The sequence below is a fragment of the Kocuria oxytropis genome (assembly GCF_040981195.1).
Taxonomy (GTDB): Bacteria; Actinomycetota; Actinomycetes; order Actinomycetales; family Micrococcaceae; genus Kocuria; species Kocuria oxytropis.
The window spans coordinates 316984-331294 of the sequence record NZ_JAVFXA010000001.1 but is presented as its reverse complement, the minus strand read 5'-3'; the positions used below and the strand labels follow the sequence as shown (position 1 = coordinate 331294).

Here is a 14311-nt window from a genome sequence, read left to right as displayed (position 1 = left end):
TTCTGCACAATGGGCTCTCAAGAGCTGAGCCGACGCCGGGTGAGGCCCGTGCGGAAGGTGGTGTCGGCCCATGAGCGCAGTGTTCCGGCACGAGCTCACCGTCTCGGACCCCCAGGTGCTGACCGCCCTGGGCGAACGGACCGGGATGCGCTTCGGGTACGGCACCGAGGACCCGGACTTCTCGTACGTGCTCTCCCGGGCCGGGGACGAGCACCTCGCCGTGTCCTCCGTGCACGTGGGCGGGGCGATGTCCCTCTGGGGGGACACCGAGGTCTTCACGGTGGCCCAGGTGTCCGGCTACCGCTACGACTGGCAGATCCGGGACGAGTCCGGGGCGGCGGCCGCGGGGTCCTCCGTGCTGTTCCGCCCCGAGCACCCGTCCCTGGTGGTGGCCGAGGACGTGGACGTGACCCTGGTGCACCTGCCCGTGGAGCTGGTGCAGGAGACCGCGGACACCGTGTACGGGGCGAGGACCCCGGTGGCCTTCGCCGCCGCCACGTCCCTCGGGGACCGCTGGGGAGAGTACTGGGCGCGGCTGGCCCGCTACGGGGCCGGTGTCCTGGCCTCGGAGGCCTTCGAGGAGCCGCTGGTGCGCGCCGAGCTCACCCGCCATCTCGCCGTGGGGCTGCTCGAGTGCTTCCCGCTGGTGGGCGACCGCGAGGAGCGCTACCTGTCCATGGAGGCCCAGACGCGCCGCTACCGGGCCGCGGTGCAGTTCCTCGACGACCACGCCGCGGAGCCGGTCACCGTCGAGGACGCCGCCCGGGCGGCCGGCACGACCACGGCCGCCCTCGTGCGCGCGTTCCGGGCCAACCATCCGCTGGGGCTGACCCCGGCCCAGTACCTGCGGCGGACCCGGGTGGACGCCGCCCACCGGGACCTGGCGGCCGGGGACCCCGGCGCCGGGGACACCGTGAAGGAGATCGCGGCCCGCTGGGGCTTCGCCCACCCGGGCCGCTTCGCCCGGTACTACCGGCAGGTCTACGGCACCACGCCGCGGCACACCCTCGACCGGTGAGCGCCGCCGGGCCGCGGCGCGGCCCGGCGCCCCGGTGCCGTCGACCGGCCCGGCACCGGGGTGCGGCGGACCCGGCACCCCGGTGCGGCGGACCCGGCAGCCCGGTGCGGCGGGCCGGCGCCGCGGGTCAGTGCCGCAGCTCGGCCCGAGCGATGTCCAGGGCCCGGGCCAGGCGCTGGACGCCCACCTCCGTGCGCTCGGGGCTCGTGGAGGCGAAGCACAGCCGGAAGGCGTCCTGGAACCGCCCGGAGGGGGACAGCGCCGGCCCGGGGATGAAGGCCACGCCCTCGGCGAGGGCGATCTCGAACAGGCGGGGGGTGGCCACGGCGGCGTCCTCGCCCTGCAGGGTCACCCACAGGAAGAAGCCGCCCTCGGGGTCGGTCGTGACCACCCGGGAGCCCAGGTGGCGGGCGATCGAGGCGTCCATGGCCTGCTTGCGCCGCCGGTACTCCGTGCGCAGCCCGGCCAGGTGGTCGTCGTAGCCGCCCTGGCGCACGAAGCGCTCCACGATGTGCTGGTTCGGCACGTTCGTGCACGTGTCCATGGCCTGCTTGCCGGCGATCAGCAGCCGGCGCAGCCTCGGGTCGGCGTCCACCCACCCGACCCGCAGGCCGGGGGCGAGGACCTTGGAGAACGTCCGCACGGAGAACACCAGCGGATCGTCCGGGCTGAGCTCCCGGAACCCGGGCACGTCCGTGCCGGCGAAGCGCAGACCCCCGTACGGGTCGTCGTCGAGGATCATCGACCCCCACCGGTGCGCCAGCTCCAGCAGGCGCCGCCGGCGCGGCTCGCTGAGGGTGGTGCCGGAGGGGTTCTGGAAGTTCGGGATGGTGTAGATGACCCGCGGGGTGCGCCCGGCCTCGGCGACCAGCGTCTCGAGGGCGTCCACGTCCATGCCGTCCCGGTCCATCGGGACCTCCAGGACGTCCGCGCCGTAGCTCAGCGCGGTGCCCGAGCCGTTCGTGTAGGTGGGGGACTCGACGGCCACCAGGTCCCCCGGGTCCACGAAGAGCTTGAACGCGAGGTCCAGTCCCTGCATGCCGCCGGAGGTGATCACGAGCCGTTCGGGGCGGGTCGGCTCGGGGGTCGTGGAGTGGTGGGCCACGACGGTCTCGAGCAGACCGGGCTCGCCCTCCGTGGCCCCGTACGTGAACGAGGACTCGTCGAGGACCTCGGCGGCGATCCGCCGGAACTCCTGCGTGGGGATCACCTCGGCGGCCGGGGCGCCCATCGCGAAGCGGACGATGTCGTGGCTCTGGGCGGCGAGCAGGGACGTCGAGGAGTCGATGACCGACCCCACGAGCCCGTCCGCCCGGCGGGCCAGGGGCAGCAGCCCCTGGGTGGGGTCGCCGCCCACGCCCGCGGTGGGGCGGGGGAGCAGGGTGTCGACGGTGGTGAGGGACGTGGCGGTGGTGGTCATGCGATCACTTCCTGATGAGAGCTCGGGGGAAGGAGGTCAGGGCCTCCGTCCCGGTGGCGGTGATGCGGATCGACTCGGAGACCTCGTAGCCGTACCCGGTCATCCACATGCCGCAGATGAGGTGGAACGTCATGTTCTCGGCGAGCACGCTCTCGTCCTCCGAGCGGATGCTGATGGTGCGCTCGCCCCAGTCGGGGGGATAGCCGATGCCCACGGAGTAGCCGAGCCGGCTGGGTTTCTCGAGCCCGAACTCTGCGAGCGCCCAGTTCCAGGTGCTCGCGAGCTCGCGCACCGGGACGCCCGCGGCGGTGACGTCGAGCACGGCCTCGAGCCCGGAGGCGACGGCCTCCTCCAGCAGCCCCAGCTCGGCCGAGGGCGGGCCGAGCATGACCGTGCGGGCCAGCGGCACGTGGTAGCGCCGGTGCACCCCGGCCAGCTCCACCACCACGGCGTCCCCGTCCTGCAGCACCCGGTCCGACCACGTGAGGTGCGGGGTGTCCGCCGAGGCCCCGGTGGGCAGCATGGGCACCATGGCGGGGAAGTCGCCCCACGCGTCGCCGACGCCCTCGACCTGGGCCCGGGAGATCTCCGCCGCGACACGGTACTGCGGGACCCCGGGCTCGATCGCGTCGATCGCGGCCTGCATCGCGGCCGTGGTCACGCGGGCGGCCGTGCGCAGGTACTGGATCTCCGCGGGGGACTTCACGGCGCGCACCCAGTTCACGAGGTCGAAGGCGTCCACGAGGGTCCACTCCGGGAGCGCGTTGACGAGCGAGCGGTAGCCCTTGGGGGAGAAGAAGTGGGAGTCCATCTCCAGGCCCACGCACCCCCGGGCGGCGGGGGCGACCTGCCCGCGGCGGCGCAGGGCGAAGGCCACCCAGTCGAAGGGGTGCAGGTGCGGCCGGTGCACGTAGCGCTCGGGGTAGCCGACGATCTGCTCCGGGTGCAGCCGGGCCGTGCGGAACGCGCCGTTGGCGTCCATCTCCCGCAGGAACAGCAGCAGCTCGCCCTCCGCGGGCACGAACAGCAGCTGCGGGGTGTAGAACGACCACGCGTCGTAGCCGGTCAGGTAGAACATGTTCGCCGGGTCGGTCACGATCAGCGCGCTCAGGCCCTGTTCGGTCATCCGCTCCCGCACCGCGCGCAGCCGGGCGGCGTACTCCGCGTCGGAGAACAGGGCGGGGCGGACGTCCGGGTCCGTCGCGGGTCCGCCGGTCACGGTCTCATCGGCCACGGGGCACCGCCGTGTACTTCGTCTCGAGGAACTCCTCGATCCCCACGCGGCCGCCCTCGCGACCCAGCCCCGAGGCCTTGACCCCGCCGAAGGGCGCCGCCGGGTTGGAGACCAGCCCCGTGTTGACGCCGACCATGCCGACCTCGAGGGCCTCGCTGACCCGGAAGCTGCGGTCCACGTCCCGGGTGAACAGATAGCCGACGAGCCCCCACGGGGTGTCGTTGGCCCACTCCAGCACCTGCTCCTCGGACTCGAACGGCACCACGGGCGCCACCGGCCCGAAGATCTCCTGGGACATGAGCGCGGCGTCCGGGCTGACCCCGGACAGCACGGTGGGGGCGTAGAACCAGCCCCGGCCCCCGGGCCGCCGCCCCCCGCACAGCACGCTCGCACCCCGGGTCAGGGCGTCGTCCACGAGCTCCTCCACCTTCGCGAGGGCCTTCTCCTCGACCAGCGGGCCCACCTGGGTGCCCTCGGCCACGCCGTGGCCCACGGTGAGGGAGCCCATGCGCTCGGCGAGCCGGGCGGAGAACTCCTCCGCCACGGAGCGGTGAACGAACAGCCGGTTGGCCGCGGTGCAGGCCTCGCCCATGTTGCGCATCTTGGCGGTCATCGCGGCCTCGACCGCCACGTCGAGATCGGCGTCCTCGAACACGATGAAGGGGGCGTTGCCGCCCAGCTCCATGGACGAGCGCATGACGTGCTGGGCGGCCTGCTCGAGCAGCCGGACCCCCACCTCGGTGGAGCCGGTGAAGGAGACCTTGCGGGCGATCCCGGAGGACATCCAGGGCCCGACCACGGAGGAGGCCTTCGAGGTGCACACGACGTTGAGCACCCCCGCCGGGAGCCCGGCCTCCACGAGGACGTCCACGAGCGCCAGGGAGGACAGCGGGGTGAGGTTCGCGGGCTTGAAGACCATCGTGCAGCCGGCCGCGACCGCCGGGCCGATCTTGCGGGTGCCCATGGCCAGCGGGAAGTTCCACGGGGTGACCAGCACGCAGGGCCCCACGGGCTCCTTGGACACCAGGATCCGGGTCCGCCCGTCGCCGGAGACGGTCATGTCCCCGCCGATCCGCACGGCCTCCTCGGAGAACCAGCGGAAGAACTCGGCCGCGTAGGCGACCTCCCCGCGGGCCTCGGCGACGGGCTTGCCCATCTCCGTGGACATCACCAGCGCGAGCTCGTCCTGGCGGGCCATGATCAGCTCGTAGGAGCGGCGCAGGATCTCCCCGCGCTCGCGGGGCGCGGTCCGCCCCCAGTCCTTCTGGGCCCGTCCCGCGGCCTCGATCGCCCGGGCGGCGTCCTCGGGTCCGCCGTCCGCCACGGTGGCGACGACCTCCTCGGTGGCGGGGTCCACCACGTCGAAGCGGCGGCCGGAGGCGGCCTCGGTCCAGGCGCCGTCGATGAAGACCCCGGTGCTGACCCCGGCGACGGCCTCCCGGGACCGGCGCAGGACGTCGTCGGAGGCGGTGGTGGTGGCGGAGGTGGTCACGGGGTGTCCTTCCGGTCGGGGTCGGTGCGCGGTGCCGCCGGGGCGGCGGGGCGCGGGTCGAGCAGCTGGGCGAGGTGCCGGCCGGGCCGGTCGGGGCGCAGGTGGCGGACCTGCTCGTGGCACGAGAAGCCGTCGGTGAGCACGGGCACATCGTCCCCGGTCTCCCGCAGGGCCGGGGCCAGGGCCTGCTCGGCCACGGCGAGGCTGAGCTCGTAGTGGGAGGCCTCGAAGCCGAAGTTCCCGGCCACTCCGCAGCAGCCGGTGGCCTCCCGCACCTCGGCGACGCCGGCCGCGGACAGCGCCCTGCGCTGGGTCGCGGCGCCGAAGGCGGAGTACTCGTGGCAGTGGGTCTGGACCACCACGGACGGGGGCAGCGGGGTGCCGGGGGCGGGCAGCTCCCCGTCCCGGGCGAGCACGGTGACGTGCTCGGCGAAGCTGCGCACCCGGGCGGCCACCCGGCGGGCGGCGTCCGTGGGCACGAGCGCGGGCAGGTCGTGGCGCAGGGCGGCCGCGCACGAGGGCTCGACGACGACGACGGGACGTGCGGACCCGTCGTCGAGGGCCTCGACCGTGCGGCGCAGGACCTGCTGCGCCGTGCCGAGCTGGCCGGTCGAGATCCACGTCAGCGCGCAGCAGGCGTCCGGTGCGCACTCGACGGGGCGACCGGAGCCGGCGAGGACGCGGGCCGCGGCCCCGGCCACCTCGGGCCGGAAGCCGCGGGTGAAGCTGTCCACGAACAGCACGGTCTGTCCGGTGCCGGCACCGGGGCGGGCCACCCCGGCGGCGGCGACCTGGCGGATCCAGTCGGCCGCCGCGGCGAAGCGCGGCAGCGGGCGCTCGGGGGTCAGCCCGGCCGCCCGCATCCCCGCCCGCAGCAGGGGACGGGTGGCGGGGCGGTCCCGCAGCACCGCGTTGAGCAGCCGGGCGAACCGGCCGGTGAGCCCGAGCCACCGCGGCAGCCGGCCGAGGCTGTAGTGGCTGAAGGGCCGCAGCCGCCCCCGGTAGTAGTGGTCGAAGAACTCCGACTTGTACGTGGCCATGTCCACGCCCGCCGGGCAGTCGGTGGCGCACGCCTTGCAGGACAGGCACAGGTCCAGGGCCTCGCGCACGTCCGTCGAGCGCCACCCCGTCCCCTGGTCGGGGGCGGTGCGGACCATCTCCTGGAGCACGCGGGCCCGTCCCCGCGTGGAGTCCCGCTCGTCCAGGGTGGCCCGGTAGCTGGGGCACATCACCCCGCCGGTGTCCGCACGGCAGCGGCCCACCCCGATGCACCCCTGCACGGCGTGCACGAAGGGGTCCTGGTGGTCCTCCCCGGCGCGCAGCTCCCCCAGGGGGAAGGAGGTCCGCCAGGCCCGCTGCGGCACGCCCTCGAGGGCGAGGTCCGCGGTGAGCGGGGCCGGGTCCACGAGCACGCCGGGATTGAGCAGTCCCTCCGGGTCCCAGGCGCGCTTCACGGCGGCGAAGGCGCCCAGCACGCGCGGGGAGTACATGAGGCCCAGCAGCTCCGAGCGGGCGCGGCCGTCCCCGTGCTCCCCGGAGAGGGACCCGCCGTGGGACACGACGAGCCGCGCCGCGTCCTCGGTGAAGGCCCGGAACACGGCCCGCCCCTCCTCGGAGCGCAGGTCGTAGGTGATCCGGATGTGCAGGCACCCGGCGCCGAAGTGGCCGTAGACCACGCCGTCGAGGCCGTGCCGCCCGAGCAGGGCCCGCAGGTCGGCCAGGTAGTCGGCGAGCCGCTCGGGGGCCACGGCCGAGTCCTCCCAGCCGGGCCACGACTCGCTCCGGCCCAGCGCGGCGTCCGGGGCCAGGCGCGAGGAGAGCCCCGCCCCGTCCTCGCGCACGCGCCACAGGGAGGTCCGCTCGAGCGGGTCCGGCACGGTCCGGCCGTCGAGGGCGTGCCCCTCGCGCAGCAGCCGGTCGAGCAGGGCCGCGGCGCGCTCCTCGACCTCGGCGGGATCGTCCCCGTCGAGGTCGACGTAGAGCCAGGCGCCGCCGCGGGGCATCGCCGCGACCGCGTCCGCGCCCCGGCGCCACCGCATCGTGGCGACGATCTTGTCGTCGATCCCCTCGACCGCGGCGGGTTCCTCCTCGAGCAGGATCGGCACGTCCCGGGCCGCCGCGACCACGTCCTCGTAGCCGAGGCACAGCAGCAGGGCGCTGCGGGGGCGGGGCACCAGGCGCATGCGGGCTCCCACCACCACGGCGCAGGTGCCCTCCGAGCCCACGAGGGCGCGCGCCACGTCGAAGCCGCGCTCGGGCAGCAGGTGCTGCAGGTGGTACCCGGAGACCTGCCGGGGGATCCGGCCCAGCTCCACGCGCAGCTCGGCCAGGTGGGCGGCGGCCACCTCCCGCAGGGCGCCGGCGAGCTCCCGGGCCCGCCGGGCGGAGGCCTCGTCCGCCGGGTCGGTGGCGCGCAGCCCGCCGGTCCCGGCGGTGAGCCGGGCGCCGTCGGCGGTGACGAGGTCGAGCTCCACGGTGTGCTCGCTCGTGCGCCCGTAGCGCACCGAGTGGTTGCCGCAGGCGTCGTTGCCGACGGACCCGCCCACCGTGGCGCGGGTGCGGGAGGACGGGTCCGGGGCGAAGGTCAGCCGCCCGCCGGTGCGCCGCTCCACCTCGCGGGCGAGCACGGAGAGCACGGCGCCGGCCTCGACGTCGACGGTCAGGGCGTCCTCGTCCACGGCCCCGACCCGGCGCAGGTGCCGGGAGAGGTCCAGGACCAGGCCGGGGCCCACGGCGTTGCCGGCCATCGACGTGCCGCCGCCGCGGCTGGTGACCGGCACGCCCAGGTCCCGGCACACGGCCAGCGCCGCCACGACGTCCGCCGCGGAGCGGGGGAAGACCACCGCGCGCGGCGGCACCCGGTAGTTGGACGCGTCGTAGGCGTACTCCGCCAGCCGCCGGGAGCCGGTGTCGGCGTCGAGGCCGGCCTCCTGCAGGCGCCGGCCGAGCTCGCCGCCGTCCCGCGTCGCGGGCCCGGCGCGCGGGGTCGGGAAGGGCAGGGCCGCCGTGCTCATGCGCTCGCCGCCGCCCCGACGAGGACCTCGGCCAGGGCCGCCTCGAAGCGCTCGAGACCCGTGCGGATCTCCTCCTCGGAGACCACCAGGGCGGGGATCAGCCGGACCACGTTGCCGGCGGGCCCGCAGGTCAGGGTGAGCAGCCCGTGGCCGGTGGTGGCCTGCTGCACGGCCAGGGCGGCGGCCGCGTCCGGGGAGCCGTCCTCCCGCGCGAACTCGATGCCCTGCATCAGCCCGCGGCCGCGGACGTCGCTGATCCCGGGGTACCGCTGCTGCAGGGGCAGCAGCCCGGCCTGCAGCTGGTCCCCGCGGACGCGGGCGTTCTCCACCAGGCCCTCGTCCCGGACCACGTCCAGGGTGGCGCAGCCCGCCGCGGCGGCCACGGCGTTGCCGCCGTAGGTCCCGCCCTGGGAACCGGGCCAGCCCCGCTCCATGAGCGCGGTCGGCGCCGCGATCGCGGAGATCGGGAAGCCGGAGGCGAGTCCCTTCGCGGTGATCAGCACGTCCGGGACCACGTCCGCGAACTGGTGGCCCCAGAACCGCCCGGTCCGCCCCACGCCGGCCTGGACCTCGTCCAGGACCAGCAGGATGCCGTGCCGGTCCGCGCGCTCCCGCAGCCCCTCGAGGAAGGCCGGCGGGGTGGGCAGGTAGCCGCCGTCGCCGAGCACCGGTTCGATGAGGAAGGCCGCGGTGTCCTGGGGCGCGGTGCGGGTCACCAGGAGGTAGTCCAGCTCCCGCAGGGCGAAGTCCACCGCCGTCCGCTCGTCCCAGCCGTAGCGGTGGGCGTAGGGGAACGGGGCCATGTGCACCCCGCCCATGAGGGGGGAGAAGCCGGCGGAGAACCGGGTGCCCGCGGTGGTGAGGGTCGCCGCGGCCACGGTGCGGCCGTGGAAGCCGCCCTGGAAGACCACGATGTTGGGCCGGCCCGTGGCCATCCGCGCCAGCCGCACGGAGGCCTCCACCGCCTCGGAGCCGGAGTTGGCGTAGAAGACGGAGTCCAGGCCCGGGGGCAGGACCTCGCCCAGCTTCTCGGTGAGCTCCAGCAGCGGCGGGTGCATCACGGTCGTGTACTGGGCGTGGATGACCCGCCCGACCTGCTCCCGGGCGGCCTCGACCACCCGGGGGTGGCAGTGTCCCGTGCTGGTCACCCCGATCCCGGTGGTGAAGTCCAGGTAGTCCCGCCCGTCCGTGCCGTGGATCCAGCACCCGCGGGCCGAGTCGACGACGACCGGGGTCGCCTGCTTGAGGAGGGGGCTCAGTGAGGTCATGGCTCATCATGGGAACACCCCCTGCAGATTGTCAACAATCGGACCGGCCCGTAGGGTGGGCCCATGGACACCGTGCGCGAGCCGCCCCGCGTCGTCGTGCTGACCGCCGACGGCACGCCACCGCCCGCCAACGAGGCCGCCCTCCGGGCCCTCGCCGACGTCACCCTGGTGACGCGCGAGGACCTCGCCGCGGCCCTGGCGGGCGGCGGCGGGCAGCGGCCCGCCGAGGTCCTGCTGCTGTGGGACTTCTTCTCCGACGCCCTCGCCGACGCATGGCACGCCGCCTCCGGGCTGCGCTGGGTGCACGTGGCGGCGGCCGGCGTGGACGCCATGCTCTTCCCCGCCCTGCGCGACTCCCCGGTCCGGCTGACCAACGCCCACGGGGTCTTCGACCGGCCCATCGCGGAGTTCGTCCTCGCCGCGGTGCTGGCCCAGGACAAGCAGCTGCACCGCAGCGGGGACCTGCAGCGCGCGCACCGGTGGGTGCACCGCGAGCTGCGGCGCACCCAGGGCTCCACGGCGCTCGTGCTGGGCACCGGCGGGATCGGCCGCGCGACCGCCCGCCTGCTGCGGGCCGTGGGGATGGACGTGCGCGGTGCCGGGCGCACCGCCCGGGCGGAGGACCCCGACTTCGGCACGGTCGTGGCCGCCGACGAGCTCGCCGCCCACGTCGGCTGGGCCGACCACCTGGTGCTCGCCGCCCCGCTGACGGAGCGCACGCGCGGGATCGTGGGCCCGGACGTGCTCGCGGCCATGGCCCCGCACGCGCACCTCGTGAACGTGGGCCGGGGGGCGCTCGTGGACGAGGACGCCCTGCGGGACGCGCTGCGGGCGGGGCGCCCGGCCGCCGCGACCCTCGACGTCTTCGACACGGAGCCCCTGCCGCCGGAGCACCCGTTCTGGGAGATGGACACCGTGCACGTGTCCGCGCACATGTGCGGGGACGTGGTGGGGTGGCGGGACGAGCTCGCCGCCCAGTTCGAGGACAACCTCCGGCGCTGGACGGCCGGGGAGCAGCTGGTCAACGAGGTGGACAAGGACGCCGGCTACGTCCGGTCCCGGTGACGGGACGGGCGGGGGCCGCGGCGACGGCGCCGCGGACCCACCACCGGCGGGCCACGACGAGAGGAGAGTGCGGACCATGCGCGTAGCGGTTCCCCGGGAGATCAAGCCGGCCGAGCAGCGGGTGGGCCTCGTGCCCGCCGGGGTGACCCAGCTCGTGCGGGACGGCCACGAGGTGCTCGTGGAGAGCGGCGCGGGGGAGGGGTCCGGGTTCGACGACGACGCCTACGCGGCCGCCGGGGCCGAGGTGGTGGACCGCTCGGCCGTGTGGGAGCGCGCGGAGCTGCTGGTCAAGGTGAAGGAGCCCGTGGCCGAGGAGTACGGGTTCCTGCGCTCCGACCTCACGCTCTTCGCGTACCTGCACCTGGCCGCCGACCGGGCGCTCACCGAGGCACTGCTCGAGGCGGGCACCACCGCGGTGGCCTTCGAGACCGTGCGCGCCGGCCGTGCCCTGCCCCTGCTCCAGCCCATGTCCGAGATCGCGGGCCGGCTCGCCGCGCAGTCCGCCGCCCACCACCTGCAGACCAACGCCGGCGGCCCCGGTCTGCTGATGGGCGGGGTCCCCGGCGTCGCGGCGGCCCGGGTCGTGGTGGTCGGCGGCGGGACCGTGGGCACCCAGGCCGCGCTGATGGCCTCGGGGCTGATGGCCGACGTCACGGTGCTGGACGCCAACGGCGCGCGGATCCGCGAGCTCACCGACCTGCTCGGGCACCGGGCCCGCGTGCTCATGAGCGACGAGCACGTGCTGGAGGAGGAGATCTCCGGGGCGGACGTGGTGATCGGTGCGGTGCTCGTGCCGGGGGCGGCGGCGCCCAAGCTCGTGCGCCGGGAGCACCTGGGGGTGCTCCACGACCACGCCCTGCTCGTGGACGTCGCCATCGACCAGGGCGGGTGCTTCGAGACCTCCCGCCCGACCACCTACGACGACCCGACGTTCGAGGTGGACGGGATCACCCACTACTGCGTGGCCAACATGCCCGGCGTGGTGCCGCGCACCGCCACCCGGGCGCTCGCCAACGCCACCGCCCCGTATCTGCGGCGGCTGGCCCGGGGTCCGGAGCAGGCCCTGGGCGCGGACCCGGAGTTCGCGGCCGGGCTCAACACCGCCGCCGGCAGCATCCGGCACGCCGGGGTGGCCGAGGCCTTCCCGGACCTGCCGGCCCAGCTCGGCTGAGCCCCGGTCCGGGCCCCGTCGCCCGGACCCCGCCGCCCGGACCCCCGCCGTCGGCGTGCCGGCCGCCGGGTGTCCCCGCCGGGCCTCAGACCGGCTCGGGGTCCTCCGCGGCGAGCAGGCGCAGCAGCCGCTCCAGCTCGACCCGGTCCTGCGGCTCCAGGCGCGCGAAGTACTCGTCGGACTCCCGGCGGCGGTCCTCGCGGACCCTGGCGCGCAGGGCGGCGCCCTCCGGCGTCAGCGCCACGAGCGTGGCGCGCCGGTCCGAGGGGTCCGGGACCCGTTCCACGAGCCCCTTCTGCTCGAGCAGGTCCACCACCTCCGTGGCGGAGCGCGGGGCGATGCGCAGGGCGTCGGCGAGCTCCTTCACGCGAAGGCTGCCGGGCCCGTCCTCCCGGCAGCAGGCCCCGGCCCGGTCGTGCGGGTGCCGGTGCGCCCCGGTGTGCCCGGCCAGGGCGTCGAGCGCCCGGAACTGGTGCGGGGTCAGTCCGAAGGGGGCCAGCTGCTCGGCCCAGCGGCGGCGCAATCGGCGGAAGACGGCGTGCAGCAGGTCCCCCAGGCGGGCCGGGTCGGGATCGTCGTGGGGCATGACGTCATCCTACCCCTCTTGCCGGTTGCCTCATAGAGAGGTAACCTCCTTGATACTTCCGGAGGAGGACGCCATGACCACGACCCACCGCCCCGGGCGCGCCGGAGCCCGGGCCCAGCACGGCGGTGACCCGACGGCCGGCAGCGCGCCCGGGGCCGGCGGCACCCTGACCGGGGCCGGCGGCGGGGGCCGTCCCGCCCGTCCGGACCCCGCCGACCGCCGCCAGCTCGCCCGCCATCCTGTCAGCCCGCGCCGGATCGCGGCGCTGTTCGCCCCGCACCGGGCCACGATCGCGCTCGTCGTCGTGCTCATCACCGCGTCCTCGGTCGTCAACCTCGCCCAGCCGTTCCTGGTCCGGGGGATCATCGACGACGCCCTGCCGGACGGCGACACCCGGCTGCTGCTCGTGCTGACCGCCTCGATGGTGGGGGTCGCGGCGCTGACCGCCGTGATCGGCGTGGTCCAGACCTGGCTGGCCACCGCCATGGGGCAGCGGGTCATGCACGCGCTGCGCGTGCAGCTCTTCACCCACCTGCAGGCCCAGTCCCTGGGGTTCTTCACGCGGACCCGCGGCGGGGAGGTGCAGTCCCGGCTCACGCACGACATCGCCGGGATGCAGTCCGTGGTCACGAGCTCCGCCACCGGGGTGGCGTCCAACCTCACCACCGCCGTGGCGACCGCCGTGGCCATGGTCGCGCTGTCCCCGGCGCTGAGCCTCATCTCCCTGGTCGTGCTGCCGCCGGCCGTCTGGCTCTCCCGCCGCGTGGCGCTGATCCGCCGCGACGTCACCGACGAGCGCCAGCGGGAGCTCGCGGCGCTGCACACGCAGGTCGAGGAGGGCCTGTCCGTCTCCGGGGTCCGGCTCGCCAAGACCCTGGGGACCACCGGGCGGGACGCGGAGCGCTTCACCGAGCGCTCCGACCGGCTGGTGGGCCTGGAGCTGCGCAGCCAGCTGGCCGGGCGCTGGCGGATGGCCACCATGCAGATCGTCTTCGCCGCGATCCCCGCGGTGATCTACCTGGCGGCCGGTCTCCCCGCCACCGGCGGCGGGATGACCATCGGCACCCTCGTGGCGTTCACCGCCCTGCAGGGGACCGTCTTCCGGCCGGTGATGGGCCTGCTGAACATCGGCGTGCAGTGGGTGTCGGCGCTGGCCTTCTTCAGCAGGATCTTCGAGTACCTGGACCTCGAGCCCCAGATCGTCCCGCCCGCCGTGCCCGTGCGGCTGGACCCGGCCGGCGTGCGCGGAGAGGTCCGGTTCGAGGGCGTGCGCTACGCCTACGAGGACGGCGCCGACGTCCTGCACGACGTCGACCTGGTGCTGCCCGCGGGCACCACCACGGCGGTCGTCGGGCCCACCGGCTCCGGGAAGAGCACCCTCGGCTCGCTGCTGCCCTGGCTCAACGACGTCACCCGCGGGCGGGTGACGATCGACGGCGTCGACGTGCGGGACGTCGATCCCGCGGACCTCGCGCGGATCGTGGGCGTCGTCTCCCAGGAGACCTACCTGGTGCACGCCACCGTGCGCGCGAACCTGCTGCTCGCGGACCCGGACGCCTCCGACGCCGAGCTGTGGCGGGCACTGGGGGTCGCGCGCATCGCGGACACCGTCGCCGGGCTGCCCGACGGGCTGGACACCCTGGTCGGCGCCCGCGGCCACCGCTTCTCCGGCGGGGAGCAGCAGCGCCTGGCCATCGCGCGGACCGTGCTGCGCAATCCGCCCGTGCTGGTCCTGGACGAGGCCACCAGCGCCCTGGACAACACCACGGAGGCGCAGGTCCAGGAGGCCCTCGACCGGCTCGCGGCCGACCGCACCACCCTGACCATCGCCCACCGGCTCTCCACGGTGGAGCACGCCGACCAGGTCGTGGTGCTCGCGGACGGGCGCGTCGTGGAGCGGGGCGCGCCGGGGGAGCTGCACCGGGCGGGCGGGCCGTTCGCGCTGCTGGCCGCACGGACCGCCCCGGAGCACCCCGCCGCCGCACCGGTCGCCGTCCCCTGACCCGCGGGAGCCCGCCCGGCCACGGCTCCCCGTGGCCGGGC

General features: G+C 75.6%; 10 protein-coding genes. 4 read left to right on the top strand and 6 right to left on the bottom strand.

Going from position 1 to position 14311, the window contains the following annotated elements:
* The first annotated feature begins 70 nt into the window (after nt 1–70).
* The gene (locus tag QYM41_RS01520) at nt 71–1018 is read left to right on the top strand and encodes a helix-turn-helix transcriptional regulator (protein WP_368797965.1); all 948 of its coding nucleotides are present in this window, start codon (nt 71–73) and stop codon (nt 1016–1018) included.
* Nucleotides 1019–1145: 127 nt separating this feature from the next.
* Here the strand turns inward: QYM41_RS01520 and QYM41_RS01515 are convergent, their stop codons facing one another.
* The 5 genes from QYM41_RS01515 to QYM41_RS01495 are packed head-to-tail and all read right to left on the bottom strand — an operon-like array spanning nt 1146 to nt 9446.
* Entirely contained in the window at nt 1146–2438 is a 1293-nt protein-coding gene (locus tag QYM41_RS01515; RefSeq protein WP_368797964.1) for an aminotransferase-like domain-containing protein, read from the bottom strand.
* A gap of 4 nt (nt 2439–2442) precedes the next feature.
* Complete coding sequence (locus QYM41_RS01510; protein ID WP_368797963.1) at nt 2443–3672, bottom strand: M24 family metallopeptidase; 1230 nt, start codon at nt 3670–3672, stop codon at nt 2443–2445.
* Entirely contained in the window at nt 3662–5125 is a 1464-nt protein-coding gene (locus QYM41_RS01505; protein ID WP_368798141.1) for an NAD-dependent succinate-semialdehyde dehydrogenase, read from the bottom strand. The genes QYM41_RS01510 and QYM41_RS01505 overlap by 11 nt, the downstream gene beginning before the upstream one ends.
* A gap of 35 nt (nt 5126–5160) precedes the next feature.
* On the bottom strand, nt 5161–8178 hold the full coding sequence (locus tag QYM41_RS01500) for an FAD-binding and (Fe-S)-binding domain-containing protein (protein ID WP_368797962.1): 3018 nt from the start codon (nt 8176–8178) through the stop codon (nt 5161–5163).
* Nucleotides 8175–9446, bottom strand: a complete 1272-nt coding sequence (locus tag QYM41_RS01495) for an aspartate aminotransferase family protein (protein ID WP_368797961.1) — start codon at nt 9444–9446, stop codon at nt 8175–8177. The genes QYM41_RS01500 and QYM41_RS01495 overlap by 4 nt, the downstream gene beginning before the upstream one ends.
* Nucleotides 9447–9509: 63 nt before the next feature.
* Here QYM41_RS01495 and QYM41_RS01490 point away from each other — a divergent pair, with 63 nt between their 5' ends.
* Nucleotides 9510–10511, top strand: coding sequence for a D-2-hydroxyacid dehydrogenase (locus QYM41_RS01490; protein WP_368797960.1), 1002 nt, complete (start codon nt 9510–9512; stop codon nt 10509–10511).
* A 76-nt stretch (nt 10512–10587) separates the two neighbouring features.
* Nucleotides 10588–11682, top strand: a complete 1095-nt coding sequence (ald, locus tag QYM41_RS01485) for an alanine dehydrogenase (protein ID WP_368797959.1) — start codon at nt 10588–10590, stop codon at nt 11680–11682.
* Between the two features lie 85 nt (nt 11683–11767).
* On the opposite strand, the gene QYM41_RS01480 is transcribed toward ald, so the two are convergent.
* Nucleotides 11768–12268, bottom strand: a complete 501-nt coding sequence (locus tag QYM41_RS01480) for a MarR family winged helix-turn-helix transcriptional regulator (protein WP_368797958.1) — start codon at nt 12266–12268, stop codon at nt 11768–11770.
* Nucleotides 12269–12341: 73 nt separating this feature from the next.
* On the opposite strand from QYM41_RS01480, the gene QYM41_RS01475 reads away from it, so the two are divergent.
* On the top strand, nt 12342–14270 hold the full coding sequence (locus tag QYM41_RS01475) for an ABC transporter ATP-binding protein (protein WP_368797957.1): 1929 nt from the start codon (nt 12342–12344) through the stop codon (nt 14268–14270).
* The last annotated feature ends 41 nt before the right edge of the window (nt 14271–14311 follow it).

Bases quoted from the DNA above. Each gene is read 5' to 3' on its own strand.
- QYM41_RS01475 (WP_368797957.1), top strand. From the start codon at position 12,342: ATGACCACGACCCACCGCCCCGGGCGCGCCGGAGCCCGGGCCCAGCAC.
- QYM41_RS01480 (WP_368797958.1), bottom strand. From the start codon at position 12,268: ATGCCCCACGACGATCCCGACCCGGCCCGCCTGGGGGACCTGCTGCAC.
- QYM41_RS01520 (WP_368797965.1), top strand. From the start codon at position 71: ATGAGCGCAGTGTTCCGGCACGAGCTCACCGTCTCGGACCCCCAGGTG.
- QYM41_RS01515 (WP_368797964.1), bottom strand. From the start codon at position 2,438: ATGACCACCACCGCCACGTCCCTCACCACCGTCGACACCCTGCTCCCC.
- QYM41_RS01500 (WP_368797962.1), bottom strand. From the start codon at position 8,178: ATGAGCACGGCGGCCCTGCCCTTCCCGACCCCGCGCGCCGGGCCCGCG.
- QYM41_RS01490 (WP_368797960.1), top strand. From the start codon at position 9,510: ATGGACACCGTGCGCGAGCCGCCCCGCGTCGTCGTGCTGACCGCCGAC.
- ald (WP_368797959.1), top strand. From the start codon at position 10,588: ATGCGCGTAGCGGTTCCCCGGGAGATCAAGCCGGCCGAGCAGCGGGTG.
- QYM41_RS01495 (WP_368797961.1), bottom strand. From the start codon at position 9,446: ATGACCTCACTGAGCCCCCTCCTCAAGCAGGCGACCCCGGTCGTCGTC.